The organism is Kitasatospora sp. NPDC051170 (assembly GCF_044455705.1).
Taxonomy (GTDB): domain Bacteria; phylum Actinomycetota; class Actinomycetes; order Streptomycetales; family Streptomycetaceae; genus Kitasatospora.
The window spans coordinates 240,679-256,577 of the sequence record NZ_JBITFA010000011.1; the positions used below are offsets into that span (position 1 = coordinate 240,679).

Genomic DNA, 15,899 nt, shown 5'->3' on the forward strand with positions numbered 1-15,899 from the left:
GCCTACCACCACCCACAACTCAATGTTGGACAGCACGTAATAGGCCGCCTCCCCCGGGCCTATCAGGGGGCCCGGGGGGGGTTGCCCTGGGGGGGGGGCCCCCCCCCCCGCCGGGGGGGGGGGGGCCCCACGTCCGTACGTCAAGATCCGAAAGTGAGGACCTAGGCCGCCAGCAGCGAGGTGAGCCGCCCGGCCAGCAGGTCCCAGCGCCAGGAGCGCTCCACCCAGCGCCGCCCGGCCTCGCCCATCCGCCGGCGCAGCTCCTCGTCCTTCAGCAGCCGCACGATCCGCTCCGCCGAGGCCGCCGCCGAGCCGCCGGGCACCACGTACCCGGTCTCGCCCTCCAGGACCGCGTCCGGCGCCCCGCCGGAGTCCCCCGCGACCACCGGCAGGCCCGTGGCCGAAGCCTCCAGGTAGACGATCCCCAGGCCCTCGACGTCCAGGCCCCCGCGCCGCGTCCGGCAGGGCATCGCGAAGACGTCCCCGGCGCCGTAGTGGGCGGGCAGCTCCTCCCAGGGCACCGAGCCGGTGAAGCGCACCGCGTCCCGTACGCCCCTGGCGTCCGCCAGCTTCTCCAGGTCCGCCCGGTACGGGCCGCCGCCCACGATCAGCAGCACGGCGTCCGGCACGTCGGCGAGGATCTGCGGCATCGCCTCGATCAGGGTGTCCTGGCCCTTGCGCGGCACCAGCCGGGAGACGCAGACCACCACGGGCCGCTCCGCCAGCCCGAGGCGGCGGCGCACCTCGGCGCCCCCGGAGCCCGGGTGGAAGGCCGTCTCGTCCACGCCCGGCGGCAGCTGCACCATCCTGGCCGCGGCCCGCGGCCCCACGGCGGAGGCGATCCGCGAGCGGGTGTACTCCCCCAGGTACGTCAGCACGTCGGTGCCCGCGCCGATCCGGCGCAGCAGCTGCCGGGAGCCGGGCAGCTGCGCCCAGGCGGCCTCGTGCCCGTGGGTCATGCCGAGCAGCCGCCCGGCCCCGGCGCGGCGCAGCGTGGGCGCCATCAGGCCCAGCGGGGCGGCGGCGCCGAACCAGACCGAGTCACACTTCTCGGCGCGCAGGATCTCGGCGGCCCGCCGGGTGACCCGCGGTGTGGGAACCATCACCTTCGTACGGTCCCGGATCACCGGGAACGGCTGCTCCGCGTCGAAGGCCCGGACCTCACTGCCGTCACGCCAGGTGGAGGCGTAGACCACGATGCTCCCGGCGGGCTGACGCACCGCCATGTTGTGTACGAACGCCTGGATGCCTCCCGGGCGCGGCGGGAAGTCGTTGGTGACGATCAAGGTTCTGTGCATCGGGCCACGGCTCGCTCGGTCGGGGGGTGCTCGGCGCACCGCTGGGTGATCCGTACGATAGGTCAACACCATGGCCCGCCGGGAACGGAACCGCACACGGCAACCGTTTGACCCCCGGGTCAGTCCTAGTACCTAGGCCGTCCTCGAGCTTTCGGGGCGCGGCCCGGGCGTCCGTCCTTACGACGCCTCCGGTGGGGACGTCGAGACGAACGAGGGAGCGCAGTGGAATTGGCCCCGGCCACCGAGCCCGGTTCTTCGCGCGGCCGACTCGGCCGCCCGCTCGGGGCCCTGGCGGCGCTCGGCGCGACCTGGGTCGCGGGCCGGACGCTGCTGGTCCTGCTGATGACCGGCGTGCTCAAGGCGCCCGGCGGGGACGTCACCGCCGACGTCTGGATGATCTACCACGCCTGGTACGGCGTGCTGCACACCGGCACCTTCCCCTTCGACGACGTCACCTGGCAGTACCCGCCGGGCGCCGCCCTGATCATCCTGCTGCCGGGCCTGCTGCCCTGGTCGTACCTGGTCTCCTTCTGGGTGATCGCCGGCATCGCCGACGCCGTCGCGCTCACCGTGCTGGTGCGCACGGGCCTGCGCAAGGGGCGCGCGCTGACCGGCGCCTGGCTCTGGGTGGTGGCCGTGCCGCTGCTCGGCCCGATGATCTACAACCGCTTCGACATCATCGTCACGGCCCTCGCGGTGGCCGGCCTGCTGGCGCTGGTCCGGCGCCCGTCGGTCGGCGGGCTGCTGCTGGGCCTGGGCGGCATCGTCAAGATCTGGCCGCTGCTGGGCCTGATCGGCACCCCGTCCGGCCGGCGCACCCGCCGGGCCTGGACCCTGGCGGCGGCCACCGCCGTCTCGGTGGGCTTCCTGCTCGCGGCCGGCATGAACGGCGCCTTCGGCTTCCTGGCCTTCCAGGGGGCCCGCGGCATCGAGGTGGAGTCGGTCGGCGCGCTGCCGCTGCACTACGCCCGGCTGGCCGGCGCCTGGGATGGCAAGGTCACCATGAACTACGGCTCCCCCGAGATGCTCGGGCCGTGGGTGCCGGTGATCAGCAAGGTGATGATGGCCTGCACGGTGCTGGGCTTCGCCTGGCTGCTGTTCTGGCGCTACACCGCCAAGCGCCGCAACGCGGCCACCATGTACGACGCGGCGCTGTGCGCGCTGCTGATCTTCATCGTGACCAGCCGGGTGATCAGCCCGCAGTACCTGGTCTGGCTGGTCGGCGTCGCGGCGGTCTGCCTGACGGTGCGCGGCACCAGCCAGCGGCCGGTGGCCCTGCTGATCCTGCTGGCCTGCCCGCTGACGGTGCTGGAGTTCCCGACGCTGTTCACCCAGGTCCTGGGCAGCGACGCACTGGCGATCACCGTGCTGAGCCTGCGCAACCTGCTGCTGGTGGCCGCCACCGTGCTCTCCTGCCTCCGCCTCTGGCGCTCCACCCGCGCCGCGGCCCCGCTGCCGGCCACGGTGGTGCTGGAGCAGGCCGAGCCGGTCCCGGCCGCCCCTGCCGGCCATGCCTGGCCGGTGCGTCCGGGCATCGCGTACGAGCAGGACCTGCTGGACGGCATCGAGCAGCCGGGCGCCCCCGCCAACCGGAGCTGATCAGGGCGCGGCCAGCGCCGCCACCTCGTCCCGCCAGAGCCGGGTGAACTCGGCCAGCCCGAGGCCCAGTTCGGCCCTGAGCAGCCGGTCGATGCGGTGGTCGCGATCCTCGCCCCGCCCGTCCTCGGCGCCGACCGCGCGGTAGAAGGAGACCAGCTTCGCGGGGCCGTGACGGCGGGCGATCAGGGCACAGGCGAGCCAGGACTGCTCGTACGCCTGGGAGATGCCCTCGGCCCCGGCGGCGAAGGCCCGGTCGGCGGGCAGTGCGGCGGGCAGGCGGCCGGCGGCGACGTCCCTGGTCAGCTCGGGGGCGATCTGCTGCGGGGTGCGGCCGGAGTCCCGGTAGGCCGTCCAGTCGGCGGCGCCCTCGGAGAGCCACAGCGGGGTCCAGGCGCGGGTGTCGGCCCTGGTCGCGACGTGGGTGGTCTCGTGGGTGATCACGACCTGCCGGCCGAAGTCGCTGAGCCTCCCGTAGGTGTCGGGGTTGACGACGACCCGGTCCGCCGGGGCGTGCCAGGGGGCGCCGGGGGCGGCGACGGTGACGGCCGCCATGCCCGCCCAGCTCGCCGGGTCGGACTCCATCAGCTGGGCGAACTGGTCCTGGGTGGCGGGCAGTTCGAAAAGCACCCGGCCCGGCCAGGCCGTGCCCCAGACCTCCCCGACGGACGCGACGGCGCGGTCCCCGAACGCGGTCACGGCCGCCATGACCTCCACGAGGCCGGGCACGGCGTCGAGGGCGAGGATCCGGCAGTGCGCGCCGGAGGCGGTCCGTACGGTGCCCAGGTCCCACAGGGGCGGGGGGCCGCCCGCCCTCTCCTCGCGTTCGACGCTCCAGCCGTCCCCGGCCCGGGCCACCTCGAGCCGGCGCGGGTACACCACCGGCTGCTCGTCGTACCCGTCGATCCGCACGGCCAGGTCGGCCGAGACGCTGAACCGCTGGGCGCGGTCCGCCTGAGCCCCGTCCGTCGCCGAGAGCACGATCCCGCGGTACTCCGCCGTCGCCCCGGGCACCGGCAGCGCCGACGCCCGGCCCCTCAGCAGCAGCTCCACGTCGGCCCGCCGGTCGTCCTCGGGAGGGGCGGGCGCCGCCGGGGAGGCGGGCGGCAGGGAGAGCTGGGCCAGCCCCGCGGCGGCGAGGAGCAGGGCCCCGCGCCGGGTGAGGGTGCCGCCGGCTATGGCGGACGGGTCGGAGGGCGGCGCGCTCAGAGCCGTACCACCCCGGAGACGGGCATCGCGTTGACGCTCTCGTACCGCACCCGGGCCCCGGGGTACGGCGCGTGCACGATCACCCCGCCGCCGGCGTACATGCCGACGTGGTGCATGTCCCGATAGAAGATCACCAGGTCTCCCGGCCGCGCTTCGGAGAGACTGATCCGCTGCCCGGCGTACGCCTGGGCCTGCGAGGTCCTCGGCAGGGTCACTCCGGCCTGCCGCCAGCTGTAGTACATCAGACCGGAGCAGTCGAACGCACGGGGCCCTGTGGAGCCGTAGACGTACGGGGAGCCGATCATCCGCACCGCGGCGGCCAGCGCGGCCGCCCCGCGCTCGGAGGCGGCCGGGGCGTCGCCCAGGTCGAGCCGGTCGGTGCCCCGGGTGGCGCGCTGCTCGGCGTCCCTGGCGTCCTGGGCGGTCATCCTGGCGCGCTCGGAGGCGCTCAGGCCGTTGAGCAGCTTCTGCGCCTTGGCCAGGCGCTGCTGGATGTCCTGCTTGCTGTCGGCCAGGGCGCGGCGGGTCTGCTCCAGCGCGTCGAGCTTGCCCGCCGCCTCGGCGCGGCGCTGGTCGAGCCGGCGCTGACGGGTGACCACCTCGTGCAGCGTCTCCTGCTGGCGGGTGGCGGCCTGGTCGAGCGTGCGGGCCCGGGCGAGGTAGCCCTCCGGGTCGCTGGAGAGCATCAGCTGGGCAGTCCTGGCCATCCCGCCGCCGCGGTACTCGGCGCCGGCCACGGCGGCGAGGTCCCCGCGCAGGTCGTTGAGCTGGTCCTGCGCGGTGGCGATCTCGCCCTGGAGGACGGTGGTCTCGCCCTGGAGCCGCTTCTGGGACTCCTGGGCGGCGTTGTACTTCTCCGAAGCCTGCTCGGCCTCGTCGTACAGCTGCTCCACCTGCGTCTTGACGTCCTTGCGGCTGGGCGCGTCCGGGCCACCGGGCGCGGCCTGGGCGCTGCCGCCGGTGGGGACGCCGATGGCGGTGGTGGCGGCCGCGGTCAGCACCAGCGCACGGGCGAGCAGTCGGGAACGGCGGTGCACGGGCATGGCGGCTGCGACTCCGATCCTGCGGCGCGGGCTCTCGCCGCCGCACCGGAACGGGCGGTCCTGGAGCGGGAGTCCGGTGGCAGACGTTAGCGAGTCCGGGCAATCGAGTCCAAACCCCCGCCGACCCGAATATTCGCCCCCTAATCGGACATCAGGACGACTGCCCGGCAAAGCCGCAGGCCCGGCCTCCCGCGAGGGGAGGCCGGGCCTGGAGGAGCCGGACGGGATCAGACCCGCACGACGGACACGAGCGGCATGTTGGAGACCGCCTCGTAGCGCACCGAGGCGCCCGGCTTGGGCGCGTGCAGCACCATGCCGTTGCCGGCGTAGATGCCGACGTGGTGGGCGTCGGTGTAGAAGATCAGGAGGTCGCCGGGCTGCGCCCCGGAGAGGTCGCCGCCGATCCGGGTGCCGGCGTGGGCCTGCTCCTGCGAGGTGCGCGGCAGCGAGACGTTGGCCTGGTTGAACGCCCAGACCATCAGGCCCGAGCAGTCGAAGGTGTCCGGGCCGCTGGCGCCGTAGACGTACGGGCTGCCGATCTTGGAGGCCGCGTACTGCAGGGCCGCGGCGCCGCGCGAGCTGCCGGGGGCGATCACGGGGGCCGCGGCGGCCGGGGCCGCCGGGTCCGTACGGGCGCTGTCGCGCGAGGCGCGCGAGGGCGCCGGCTGCGCGGCGTCGGCCTTGGCCTTGGCGTCGGCGGCGGCCTTCGCCTCGGCGGCGGCCATCTGCTGGCGCTCCTGCTCCGTCAGCGTGGCGAGGAGGTCCTGAGCCGCCTTCAGCTTGCCCTGGAGCGTTTCCTTGTCGGCCTTGAGCTGCTTGGTGGTGTTCTCCAGCTCGGTGAGCTTGCCCTGGGCCTCGCCCCGGTCCTGGTCGAGCTTGCGCTGCTCGGCCTGGAGCTCCTTGAGCTGGTTCTTCTGCGAGCCGCCGACCTGGTTCAGGGTGCCGGCCTGGTTCAGGAAGGTGTCCGGGCTGGAGTTGAACATCAGCTGGACGGTCGGGGATATGCCCCCGTTGCGGTACTGCTCGCCGGCGACCTCGGCGAGGCCGCTCTGGAGGTCGGTGACCTGGGACTGCTGCCGGGCGATCTTGTCCTGGAGGCCGGTGACCTGCTTCTGCAGCGTCTGCTGCTTCTCCTGCGAGGCGTTGAGCTTCTCGCTCGCCTGCTCGGCCTGCTCGTGGAGCTGGTCGACCTGCTCCTTGACCTGGTCCTTGCTCGGCGCCGGGTCGGCGTGGGCGCCGGACTGCGCGGAGAGGGCCACGGCCGCGGCGGCGACACCGGTCATGATCGAGACGCGGGCCCGACCGGCGGGCTTGGGACGACGATGGGACGCCACGAAGGCGGGCTCCTTCTTCACGTCCGCCTACCGGGTGAGCTGACGGGTTCGGGCCGGAAGCTGCCCTACGACGCCTCACGGCCGTTCCATTGGCCGACCTGGCGCCGATTCACCCCGGAGGAACGTGGTTCCCCGGCTCCGTTCCACAGCGCCCCCGACTACTGGGCTCCCCTGTCGGACAGTCGTGGTGACCTGCCCCGCTGCTTCGCGAACTCGGCGGGAACCACCGCCGCCACCCAGGCTGGGCGATCGACAGTGCGGTGGTCCGGGGCACGACCCTAGTAACTGAACCGTGATCGGTTCAAATCCTTGTCAGAAAAAAGACGGAAGATTACCCAAGTTCCTTTGTGAAAATGACCGATCGTGATCACGCCCACACGCATAGCTGATCTGATTTCATGAATCAGCCATCGGACGGTCGAAAACGAACACCACCCCCCGGAGCCGGGAGGTGGTGGACGTCACGGGATGGCGGGGCGTCAGAGCGCGCCAGAGCGCGCCAGACCGCGTCAGACCCGGCGGATGGTGTTGATCGACATCGCGTCGGCCTTCATCACCTTCACCACGTCACCGGTGTGCGGCGCGTGGACGACCATGCCGTTGCCGATGTACATCCCGACGTGGTGCCGGTCGGGGCCGTAGATCACCAGGTCGCCCGGCTGGGCCTGGTCCAGCGAGGGCACCCGGGTGCCGACGTTGCCCTGCTCCTGCGAGGTGCGCGGCAGCGAGATGCCGGCCTGGCCGTACGCCCAGACCATCAGGCCCGAGCAGTCGAAGTTCTTCGGGCCGGTCGCGCCCCACACGTACGGCGAGCCCTGCTTGCTCATCGCCATGTTGACCGCGACGCCCGCGTAGCCGCTCGCCTGCGGCAGCGGGCCGAGGTCCGCGCGGTCCGAGCCGCGCGAGGCGCGGTCGGCGGCGGCCTGCTGGGCCTTCAGCGCGGCGCGGTCGGAGGCGCTGAGGGAGTTCAGCAGGTCCTGCGCGGCCTTGAGCTTGGTGTTGACGTCCGCCTTGGCCTGGTTGAGGTCCTTGGTGGTGGTGTCCAGCGAGGTCAGCACGGCGGCCGCCTCGGACTTCTCCTGGTCCAGCTTGCGCTGCTGCTCCAGCAGCCCCTTGAGCGCCTCGCTCTGGCTGGCGCTGGCCTGCTGGACGCTGGACGCCTTCTGCAGGTACCCGGACGGGTCGGAGGAGAGCATCAGCTGGACGGACGGGTCGATGCCGCCGGTGCGGTACTGCTCGCCCGCCACGCCGGCCAGGCCGGTCTGCAGCTGCGTCATCTGCTCCTGGCTACGGGCCACCTGGTCCTGAAGCGTCGCGGCCTGCTTGCGCAGCTGGTCGGCCCGCTCCTTGGCGCCGTTGTACTTCTCGGCCGCCTGCTCCTGCTCCTCCTGGAGCTTGTCGATCTGCGTCTTGACGTCTTCCTTGTTCGGCTGGGGCGCGGCGTGCGCGGCCACCTGGGCCGAGAGGGCGACCGCGGTCGCAGCGGCAGCAGTGAACACGGAGACCCGCGCGCGACTCGGCTGCTTGGGACGGCGGTGGGAGGCCAAGAGACCTGCTCCTTCTTCCATCGAACTCACCACTCACCTGAACGAGTGAGAATCCGGAAAATAGGTTTGACGCCAGACCCTAGTAGACGATCGAAGCGTTCCGCCACTCCCCCGAAGGCGTGAACTCCGCTTCTCTCCCTGACTTCACCAGATCCGCACACCCGCGACCACCCGCGGCTGACCAGCGGTCATTGCGCCCGGCGGCCGGTCAGGGCCGCGCCAGCCGGTTCAGCAGCAGCACCGAGGCCACCGGGCGCGCGCCCGCCTTGCGCACGCCGTCCGCGACCTCCCGGTCGGCCGAGACCACCACCACCGGACGGCCCTGCGGCTCGGCCCGCACCAGACGCCGGATCAGCTCGTCCGCCGTCTCCCCGGTCCGGCTGAACCGCACCCGGACCCCGCGCGGAGGCGCCATCATCACCGGCACGTCCAGGTCCTGCCCGTCGAACACACAGGTGACCTCCGCCTGCGTGCGCTGCGCCAGCATCGCCAGCCCGCCCAGCAGCCGGATGCGCTGCTGCTCCAGTGGCAGCGTCGGGTACCCGGTCTTGGTCACGTTGTAGCCGTCCACCACCAGGTGCACCTGCGGGATCGCCAGCAGCTGGTCCAGCAGCGCCGGATCGTCCTCCGCCAGCCCGCGCCGGGCCACGTCGTGCGGCGAGGCCGCCCCGGGCACCACCGCCTCCACCAGGTCCGCCGGGCGGATCTGGGAGACGGGCAGCGCCAGCTCCCGCTGCAGGCCCTGCGCCGACTGCAGCACGGTGTCCAGCAGCAGCCGCAGCCTCATGTCCTCGACGCTGCGCCCCTCGCGGGCCGAGCGGCGGCCCTGCTCGGCGGCGGTCTCCAGCTCCGAGACCCGGTGCCGCAGCCGCCGCGCCTCGCTCTCGGCGGCGCTGCGCTCGGCCAGCGCCTGCGCCTTCGCCGCCTCCAGCTCCGCGGCCAGCTTGCGCGTCTCGGCCTGCGCCCGGCGGGTGTCGCTCTCCAGCGAGCGCACCTTCTTGCGCAGCGACTCCGTCTCCCGCCGGACCTCCTCGGCGTCGGCCCGCTGGCGGTCCAGGTCCGCCCGGGCCCCGGCCCGCAGCTCCGACAGCTCGGCCTGCAGCTTCTCCACCAGCCGGGAAGCCTCCGCGGCCGCGCCCTCGGCACCGGCCCGCTCGGCCTCCTCCCCCGCCTCGGCGACCAGCCGGCTCCAGCCGGCCGAGCGCACCAGGTAGGCGGCGGCGGCGACGTCCATCGGATCGGCGGCCCCGGGCACGGAACCGGACTCCAGCGCCTTCACCAGGTCCGGCTGCCCCAGCCGCAGCCTCTCCGCTATCCGCACCCGGAAGGCCGGCTCCGACTCCAGCGCGGCCGCCAGCGCGGTGGCCGCGTACTTGGCCCGCCGCGCGGGGGTGAACTTGGCGTACTGGCGCAGGCTCTGCGGCAGCTCGGCCGCCGGCAGCCCGCCGAGCGCGTCCGAGGCCAGACCGACGACGCGTCGGCGCACCCCCTCGGGCAGCGGCCGCTCCAGCTTCTCGACGGCCCGCTCCGCCTCGGCCCCGGACGGCTCGACCCCGGACGCCCCGGACTGCTCGACCCCGGACGGCTCGGACGGTGCGCGCTCGGACGGCTCCTGCCCCGCCCCCGGCACCCGCTCCGGCGCAGCGGGCCGAAGCCCCTGCTCTTCGCCGGGCTCCTTCGCTGCGTCCACCACGTCCTCGGCTCCGATCCTGGTCCTGCGGGGCGCGACCTCGGCCGCCCTGTCGTCACGCTCCGTGCGTCTTGTTCTGTATTGTCCCGTGCGGCGGACGGGCGTGCCGCACACCGCCCGCCGCACCGGCGGGGCTCAGCCCTGCGCGTCCCCGGCGGCGTCCGCCACGGCGTCCTCGGCACCCGGACGGGCCACCAGTTCGACCTGGTCCACGGCGTTGCACCAGCGGCACCGCACCGACTCGATCGTCTCGCTGTGGACCTGCGTCTCCTCGACCTTGGATTCGCCGGCCAGGTCGAAGTGCAGGAACTCGGTCACCCGCGCGGTGCGGGTCACGTCGAAGCGGGTGAGGTTGCCGCACAGCGTGCAGCGCCAGTGCGTCTCGGGCGTCAGGGCGGGGACGGTCATCGGGGGTCCTCTCGGGTGGTCCCTGGGTGGGCGCAGGCGCTCCCCCCGGAGCCCCGGCGTCGGCGGCGGGAGGCGGGATTGCCCGCCCCAAGCCTATTGCCTGGGGCAACCACCGGGGCCACCGGTTCAGGGGATGGAAAACGTTGCTCCACCTGCCGTACCCGACGGCGTCACCCCCCGCGCCGGGAGGGAGGCTTAGGGGCGTGTCTGACAATTCCCGCCGGGCGGTCGCCGCTCCCCCAGCCTTCGGCCGGGAGGTACCCCCAGGGCACAAGCGCACCTCGCCGGCTTCTCGTCAGTCGCCAATGCTCCGCAGTGGCTCCCTCCTCGGCGCCGCCGATGCACGCACCCCAACGACGCCCGCTGATCCGACGTGAGCCGAAAGACACGCCCCAGTCCCATGGCGCTCACGGCCCCCGACCACACCGGTGCCGCGGCCGGCCGCCCGGCCGTGCCCGTCCCGGCGGTCAGTTACGCCCTGATCGCGCTCAACACCCTGGTGTTCCTGATCGGCCCGGCGGCCGGGCTCAACCCGCTGTACGGCACCGGCCAGGCCCGGGTCTGCGCCGAGCAGCGCTACGAGCAGCGCTGGGGCGCCGTCCCGGCGGAGCTGCTGGCGGGCCGGCCGCTGAGCTCCGCCCAGCTCGCCGAGGCCCCCGACCCCGTGCCCGGCTGCCCGGCCTCGCCGACCCCGGGCAAGCATGCGGCGCTGTCGGTGCTCACCGGGCTCTTCCTCCACGCGGGCTGGCTGCACCTGCTGGGCAACCTGCTCTTCCTGCACGTGTTCGGCCCGACCGTCGAACAGCGCCTCGGCCGCGCCCGGTTCGCCCTCTTCTACCTGGCCGCCGGCAGCCTGGCCACGTACGGCTTCGCGCTCGCCGAGGCGCACTCGCCCGACTCCACCCGCGTCCTGATCGGCGCCTCGGGCGCGATCTCCGCCGTGCTCGGCGCCTACCTGCGCCTGCACCCCCGGGCCCGGGTGACGACGCTCGTGCCGCTGCTGCTGTTCCTGCCGCTGCGGTTCCCGGCCTGGCTGGTGCTCGGCCTCTGGTTCACCCTCCAGTGGTGGTCGGTGCACTCGGCCGGGCCGGGGGTGGCGTACCTGGTCCACGTCATCGGCTTCTCGGCGGGCTTCCTCTACGCCTGCACCGTCGTCGGCCACCCCCCGCGACGCCCCGGCTGACGCCCGATACGCTGGCGGCACCTCACGAAGGAGCCGAACAGTGATCACCGCCATCGTCCTGATCAAGACCAGCGTCGACCGCATCCCGGAGATCGCCGAGGCCATCGCCGCCCTCGAAGGCGTCAGCGAGGTGTACTCCGTGACGGGTGGCTACGACCTGGTGGCGATGGTCCGCGTCCGCCGGCACGACGACCTGGCCGACGTCATCCCCGGCCGGCTCAACAAGGTCCCGGGCGTGGCGCACACCGAGACCCAGATCGCCTTCCGCACCTACTCCCAGCACGACCTGGACGCGGCCTTCGCCCTGGGCCTGGACGAGTAGCGGTAGTAAGAGGTCTCAGCCGCGACGGGTGTCGGCGACGCAACGCCCGCCCTCGTTGCGGTAGTTCCAGGCCGCGCCGTCCGTGACCAGCTCGCGGACGGCGGTCAGGAACCGCTCGACGTGCTCGTCCGGAGTCCCCGCCCCGAAGCTCACCCGGATCGCGTTGAGGCTGCGCTCGCCCGGCAGCGAGGGCTCCGGTGCCCCGCACTCGGAGGGCGCCACGTCCTCGTCCCCGAGGAGGGTGCGCACCAGCGGGTGGGCGCAGAACAGCCCGTCGCGCACCCCGATGCCGTACTCGGCGGACAGCGCGGCCGAGAAGTGCGAGCTGTTCCAGCCCTGGACCACGAAGGACAGCACGCCCACCCGGGCCGAGCCCTCACCGAACAGGTTCAGCACCCGCACCTGCGGGATCTCCGCCAGCCCGTCCGTCAGCCGCTCCACCAGCTGCCGCTCGCGGGCCTCCAGCGCGTCAAAGCCGGCCTCGGTCAGCGCCCGGCAGGCCGAGGCGATGGCGTAGGCGCCGATGACGTTCGGCGAGCCGGCCTCGTGCCGCGCCGGGCCGGTGTGCCACTGGACGGCCACCGAGCCGTCCACCTCCCGGGCCACCGTCCGGGTCGCGCCGCCGCCGGCCAGGTACGGCTCGGCCGCGTCCAGCCAGTCCGCCCGGCCGGCCAGCACGCCGGCGCCGAACGGCGCGTAGATCTTGTGGCCGGAGAAGGCGATCCAGTCCACGTCCAGCTCGCTCACCGACACCCGGTGGTGCGGGGCCAGCTGCGCGGCGTCCAGCACGACCCGGGCGCCGTGCCGGTGCGCGGTCCCGGTCAGCTCGGCGACCGGCCACAGCTCGCCGGTGACGTTGGAGGCGCCGGTGACGCAGAGCAGCTTGGGGCCCTCGGGGGCCTCGGCGAGCGCGGCGTCCAGCGCGGCCACCGCCTCGGCGCGGGAGCGCGGCGCCCGCAGGTAGCTGACGTCCAGTCCGGCGTGCGCCCACGGCAGCAGTGAGGCGTGGTGCTCGGTCTCGAAGGCGAACACCCGGGTGCCGGCGGGCAGGGCCGAGGCCAGCAGGTTGAGGGAGTCGGTGGTGGCGCGGGTGAAGACCACCTGGTCGCCCTCGCGCAGGCCGAGGAACTCGGCGACGGTGCGCCGGCTCTGCTCGAACAGGTCGGTGGACAGCTGCGAGAGGTACCCGGCGCCGCGGTGCACGCTGCCGTAGTACGGCGCGTACGCGGCGACGTCGTCCCACACCCGCTGGAGCGCCGGGGAGCTGGCCGCGTAGTCCAGCGCCGCGTAGCCGACCTTCTCACCGCTGGCGAGCGGGACCTGGACGTCGGCGCCGAGGACGGCGAGGGGGGCGCAGATTTCGGTGGCAATCGACATGAGGATGCACTCCTTCTACGGGTGAGGGACCCCGGGAGTGCTAGTCGTCCGGTGTCCGCGCTTGCCGCACGGACGATGCGCCGTACGACCCGGTCCTCACCCAGGGCACCCCGCCACGGACGGAGGGTTGCCGGACAGCAAGCTGGGGCTTGACGCTGTCACTCATGACCTGGCGAAGACTCTAGGTCGCGTACGTCGAGTGGTCAAACGAAGGTCCACCATCCGGACACACCGGGGGCCCGTGCCGGCGCACCGGCACGGGCCCCCAACTCCCCTCTCAGATCCGGGTGGTGGCCGCCGACCAGCGGCGCAGCTTCTCCTCCGCCGCGCCCGAGTCGATCGCCTCCGCGGCCCGCGCCATGCCCGCCGCCAGCTGTTCGGTGAGCGGCGCCTCGCCCAGGTCGAGCGCCACCAGCGCCGAGGCGGTGTTCAGCAGGACGGCGTCCCGCACCGGCCCGCGCTCCCCGGCGAGCAGCCGGCGCGCGACCTCGGCGTTGAACGACGGGTCCCCGCCGCGCAGTGCCTCGATGCCGACCAGCTCGATGCCCAGGTCCCGGGGGTCGAGGGTCATCTCGGTGACGCCGCCGTCGCGCACGATCCACACCCGCGAGGTGGTGCTGATGGTCAGCTCGTCCAGGCCGTCGTCGCCGCGGAAGACCAGCGCGGTGGAGCCGCGCCGGGCGAGCACCCCGGCGATCAGCCCGGAGAGCCGGGTGTCGAAGCAGCCGATGGCGTGCGCGGTGACCTTCGCCGGGTTGGTCAGCGGGCCGAGGATGTTGAAGGAGGTCGGCACCCCCAGCCCGCTGCGGGCGGGGGCGGCGTGCCGCATCGAGGGGTGGAACCTGGCCGCGAAGGCGAAGGTGAGCCCGACCTCCTCGGCCACCTCGGCCACCCGGCGGGAGGAGAGGTCGAGCCTGACCCCGAGCTTCTCCAGCACGTCCGAGGACCCGCTCGCCGAGGAGGCGGACCGGTTGCCGTGCTTGACCACCTTCGCGCCCGCGGCGGCCGCGACGATCGCGGACATGGTGGAGATGTTGACGGTCTTCGCCCGGTCCCCGCCGGTGCCGACGATGTCCACCGCCGGCCCGGGGATCTCCAGCGGCTCGGCGTGCGCGTACATCGCGTCGACCAGACCGGTGATCTCGTCGACGGTCTCGCCCTTGGCCCGCAGCGCGACCATGAAGCCGGCCACCTGGACCGGGGTGGCCTCGCCGCTCATGATCCGGTCCATCGCCCACGCGGTGGCCGAGCGGTCGAGGTCCTCCCCGTTCAGCAGCGCCGACAGGAGGTCCGGCCAGGTGCGGACCACCTGCGCGGGGTCGCTACCGCCGTTCGCAGGGTTCACGTTCACCATGGCTGACTCCAACTGTCATCGGTTCCCCCTCCGCGGGGGACGTCCGTTCGGTTGAAGTCAGCCTATCGAGCGGCGGGTCGCCCGCGACGGTGTCTTCTCCAGTACTGAGACGGCTCTGGAAACAGGGCTGGCGCCGGGGCGCGCTCAGCGCGCGGCCGGGGTCCTCTTCGCCACCCGGGCCCGCAGCAGCACGGAGGCCGCCTCGGCCAGCGCCACCGGGTCCACCGGGCGGGAGATCGCCGCGTCGGCCCGGCTCCAGGCGGCCAGCCAGGAGTCCTGCGGCCGGCCGATCAGCACCAGCACCGGCGGGCAGCCGTAGATCTCGTCCTTCAGCTGCCGCGCGAGCCCCAGCCCGCCGGCCGGCACGGCCTCGCCGTCCAGCACGCAGAGGTCCACCCCGCCCTTCTCCAGCGCCTTGAGCACCGCGGGGGTGGTCGCGCACTCCAGGTAGGAGATCTCCGGAAGATCCTCGGCGGGCCGGCGGCCGAGTGCCGTCAGCACCTGCTCACGGGTGTTGCGGTCGTCGCTGTAGACCAGGACGGTGAGCGTCTCGGAGGTCGTGTACGCCATGGGACCCTGCTCCCTCAAGATGTGATCCGGACCACGTTCGCCTGATCCGGATGCTACTCCGCTTTACCTCCTCACCGACTCCCCCGCGCACACCTTCCTCCTCAGCCCGCCGCGCCCGCCGCTCGCCCGCCTGGAGGACACCCCGTCACCCGCCCCGGCCCGGTCCACCCGAACGGTGCAACGACCCCTGCGAGGAACCGTCAGAAAAGGGACACCCGCCTGCTCAGCCGCCGTCGGCACCCCCCGCGCACCCCCGGTTCACCCTCAAGCGGGCATACCGCACGCACCGGACACTCCGAGGGACACCCCCCGGCGTGAAGACGGAATAAGGGACCGACATAATGTCCGTCGTGGCGACAGCAACAGCAACAGAAACCGGGCACGCGCATGGATCGGTCAATCGACCGAACATGGTCAGCGTCGGAACGATCGTCTGGCTCAGTTCCGAGCTGATGTTCTTCGCGGCCCTCTTCGCGATGTACTTCACGCTCCGCTCCGTCAAGGGGGCCGAGTTCTGGACCGAGAAGGCCCACGCCCTCAACGTCCCCTTCTCCGCGGGAAACACCACGATCCTGGTGCTCTCCTCGCTGACCTGCCAGCTCGGCGTGTTCGCCGCCGAGCGCGGGGACGTGAAGAAGCTCCGCGCGTGGTTCATCCTGACGTTCTTCATGGGCGCGATCTTCATCGGCGGTCAGATCTTCGAGTACACCGAGCTGGTGAAGAAGGACGGCCTCTCGCTGTCCTCCGACCCGTACGGCACGGTGTTCTACCTGACCACCGGCTTCCACGGTCTTCACGTGACGGGCGGTCTGATCGCGTTCCTGCTGGTCCTGGGACGGACGTACGCAGCCAAGCGCTTCACGCACGAGCAGGCCACCGCGGCGATCGTCGTGTCGTACTACTGGCACTTCGTCGACGTCGTGTGGATCGGCCTGTTCGCGACCATCTACCTGATCAAGTAACCAGCT

Annotated in this window: 14 protein-coding genes and 2 riboswitches; of the genes, 4 read left to right on the forward strand and 10 right to left on the reverse strand. The window is 73.1% G+C overall.

All coding sequences use genetic code 11. The features are described 5' to 3' along the window. Positions 1-161: 161 nt before the first annotated feature. Entirely contained in the window at positions 162-1,298 is a 1,137-nt protein-coding gene (locus ACIBCA_RS23710) for a glycosyltransferase family 4 protein (protein WP_396284951.1), read from the reverse strand. Between the two features lie 222 nt (positions 1,299-1,520). Here ACIBCA_RS23710 and ACIBCA_RS23715 point away from each other — a divergent pair, with 222 nt between their 5' ends. Beyond that, a complete protein-coding gene (locus ACIBCA_RS23715; RefSeq protein ID WP_396284952.1) occupies positions 1,521-2,897 on the forward strand; it encodes a glycosyltransferase 87 family protein in 1,377 nt (458 codons plus the stop codon). Here the strand turns inward: ACIBCA_RS23715 and ACIBCA_RS23720 are convergent, their stop codons facing one another. The 6 genes from ACIBCA_RS23720 to ACIBCA_RS23745 form a co-directional block, all read right to left on the reverse strand. Beyond that, positions 2,898-3,947, reverse strand: coding sequence for a hypothetical protein (locus ACIBCA_RS23720; RefSeq protein ID WP_396284953.1), 1,050 nt, complete (start codon positions 3,945-3,947; stop codon positions 2,898-2,900). It lies immediately after the preceding gene. A 152-nt stretch (positions 3,948-4,099) separates the two neighbouring features. Then, on the reverse strand, positions 4,100-5,146 hold the full coding sequence (locus tag ACIBCA_RS23725; protein WP_396284954.1) for an NlpC/P60 family protein: 1,047 nt from the start codon (positions 5,144-5,146) through the stop codon (positions 4,100-4,102). Positions 5,147-5,373: 227 nt separating this feature from the next. Then, positions 5,374-6,480 carry an NlpC/P60 family protein gene (locus ACIBCA_RS23730; RefSeq protein ID WP_396284955.1) on the reverse strand — a complete coding sequence of 369 codons (1,107 nt, stop codon included), beginning with the start codon at positions 6,478-6,480 and terminating at the stop codon, positions 5,374-5,376. 10 nt (positions 6,481-6,490) lie between these two features. Then, a riboswitch (cyclic di-AMP (ydaO/yuaA leader) is annotated at positions 6,491-6,641 on the reverse strand. 348 nt (positions 6,642-6,989) lie between these two features. Beyond that, positions 6,990-8,027 carry an NlpC/P60 family protein gene (locus ACIBCA_RS23735; RefSeq protein WP_396284956.1) on the reverse strand — a complete coding sequence of 346 codons (1,038 nt, stop codon included), beginning with the start codon at positions 8,025-8,027 and terminating at the stop codon, positions 6,990-6,992. Positions 8,028-8,235: 208 nt separating this feature from the next. Then, positions 8,236-9,720: an NYN domain-containing protein gene (locus ACIBCA_RS23740; protein WP_396284957.1), complete on the reverse strand. Its 1,485-nt coding sequence runs from the start codon at positions 9,718-9,720 to the stop codon at positions 8,236-8,238. 132 nt (positions 9,721-9,852) lie between these two features. Next, positions 9,853-10,125, reverse strand: coding sequence for a hypothetical protein (locus ACIBCA_RS23745; protein ID WP_396284958.1), 273 nt, complete (start codon positions 10,123-10,125; stop codon positions 9,853-9,855). A 400-nt stretch (positions 10,126-10,525) separates the two neighbouring features. Between ACIBCA_RS23745 and ACIBCA_RS23750 the strand changes: the two genes are divergently transcribed. Together ACIBCA_RS23750 and ACIBCA_RS23755 are read left to right on the forward strand one after the other, a co-directional pair. Then, positions 10,526-11,308 (forward strand): rhomboid family intramembrane serine protease, encoded by a 783-nt coding sequence (locus tag ACIBCA_RS23750; RefSeq protein ID WP_396284960.1) that lies wholly within the window; start codon positions 10,526-10,528, stop codon positions 11,306-11,308. Positions 11,309-11,348: 40 nt separating this feature from the next. Further along, positions 11,349-11,630, forward strand: coding sequence for an Lrp/AsnC family transcriptional regulator (locus ACIBCA_RS23755; protein WP_031071922.1), 282 nt, complete (start codon positions 11,349-11,351; stop codon positions 11,628-11,630). Between the two features lie 15 nt (positions 11,631-11,645). Here the strand turns inward: ACIBCA_RS23755 and ACIBCA_RS23760 are convergent, their stop codons facing one another. The 3 genes from ACIBCA_RS23760 to ACIBCA_RS23770 form a co-directional block, all read right to left on the reverse strand. After that, positions 11,646-13,007, reverse strand: a complete 1,362-nt coding sequence (locus ACIBCA_RS23760) for an aminotransferase class V-fold PLP-dependent enzyme (protein ID WP_396284962.1) — start codon at positions 13,005-13,007, stop codon at positions 11,646-11,648. Between the two features lie 52 nt (positions 13,008-13,059). Beyond that, a riboswitch (SAM riboswitch) is annotated at positions 13,060-13,177 on the reverse strand. A gap of 107 nt (positions 13,178-13,284) precedes the next feature. Then, on the reverse strand, positions 13,285-14,361 hold the full coding sequence (gene trpD / locus ACIBCA_RS23765) for an anthranilate phosphoribosyltransferase (RefSeq protein WP_396284963.1): 1,077 nt from the start codon (positions 14,359-14,361) through the stop codon (positions 13,285-13,287). A 144-nt stretch (positions 14,362-14,505) separates the two neighbouring features. Continuing rightward, complete coding sequence (locus tag ACIBCA_RS23770) at positions 14,506-14,931, reverse strand: hypothetical protein (protein WP_396284964.1); 426 nt, start codon at positions 14,929-14,931, stop codon at positions 14,506-14,508. A 341-nt stretch (positions 14,932-15,272) separates the two neighbouring features. Here ACIBCA_RS23770 and ACIBCA_RS23775 point away from each other — a divergent pair, with 341 nt between their 5' ends. Then, on the forward strand, positions 15,273-15,893 hold the full coding sequence (locus ACIBCA_RS23775; protein WP_396284965.1) for a heme-copper oxidase subunit III: 621 nt from the start codon (positions 15,273-15,275) through the stop codon (positions 15,891-15,893). Positions 15,894-15,899 lie beyond the last annotated feature (6 nt).

Excerpts from the sequence above, each read along its gene's own strand:
- ACIBCA_RS23710 (WP_396284951.1), bottom strand. The coding sequence starts at position 1,298 with ATGCACAGAACCTTGATCGTCACCAACGACTTCCCGCCGCGCCCGGGA.
- ACIBCA_RS23725 (WP_396284954.1), bottom strand. The coding sequence starts at position 5,146 with ATGCCCGTGCACCGCCGTTCCCGACTGCTCGCCCGTGCGCTGGTGCTG.
- ACIBCA_RS23745 (WP_396284958.1), bottom strand. The coding sequence starts at position 10,125 with ATGACCGTCCCCGCCCTGACGCCCGAGACGCACTGGCGCTGCACGCTG.
- ACIBCA_RS23750 (WP_396284960.1), top strand. The coding sequence starts at position 10,526 with ATGGCGCTCACGGCCCCCGACCACACCGGTGCCGCGGCCGGCCGCCCG.
- ACIBCA_RS23760 (WP_396284962.1), bottom strand. The coding sequence starts at position 13,007 with ATGTCGATTGCCACCGAAATCTGCGCCCCCCTCGCCGTCCTCGGCGCC.
- trpD (WP_396284963.1), bottom strand. The coding sequence starts at position 14,361 with ATGGTGAACGTGAACCCTGCGAACGGCGGTAGCGACCCCGCGCAGGTG.
- ACIBCA_RS23770 (WP_396284964.1), bottom strand. The coding sequence starts at position 14,931 with ATGGCGTACACGACCTCCGAGACGCTCACCGTCCTGGTCTACAGCGAC.
- ACIBCA_RS23775 (WP_396284965.1), top strand. The coding sequence starts at position 15,273 with ATGTCCGTCGTGGCGACAGCAACAGCAACAGAAACCGGGCACGCGCAT.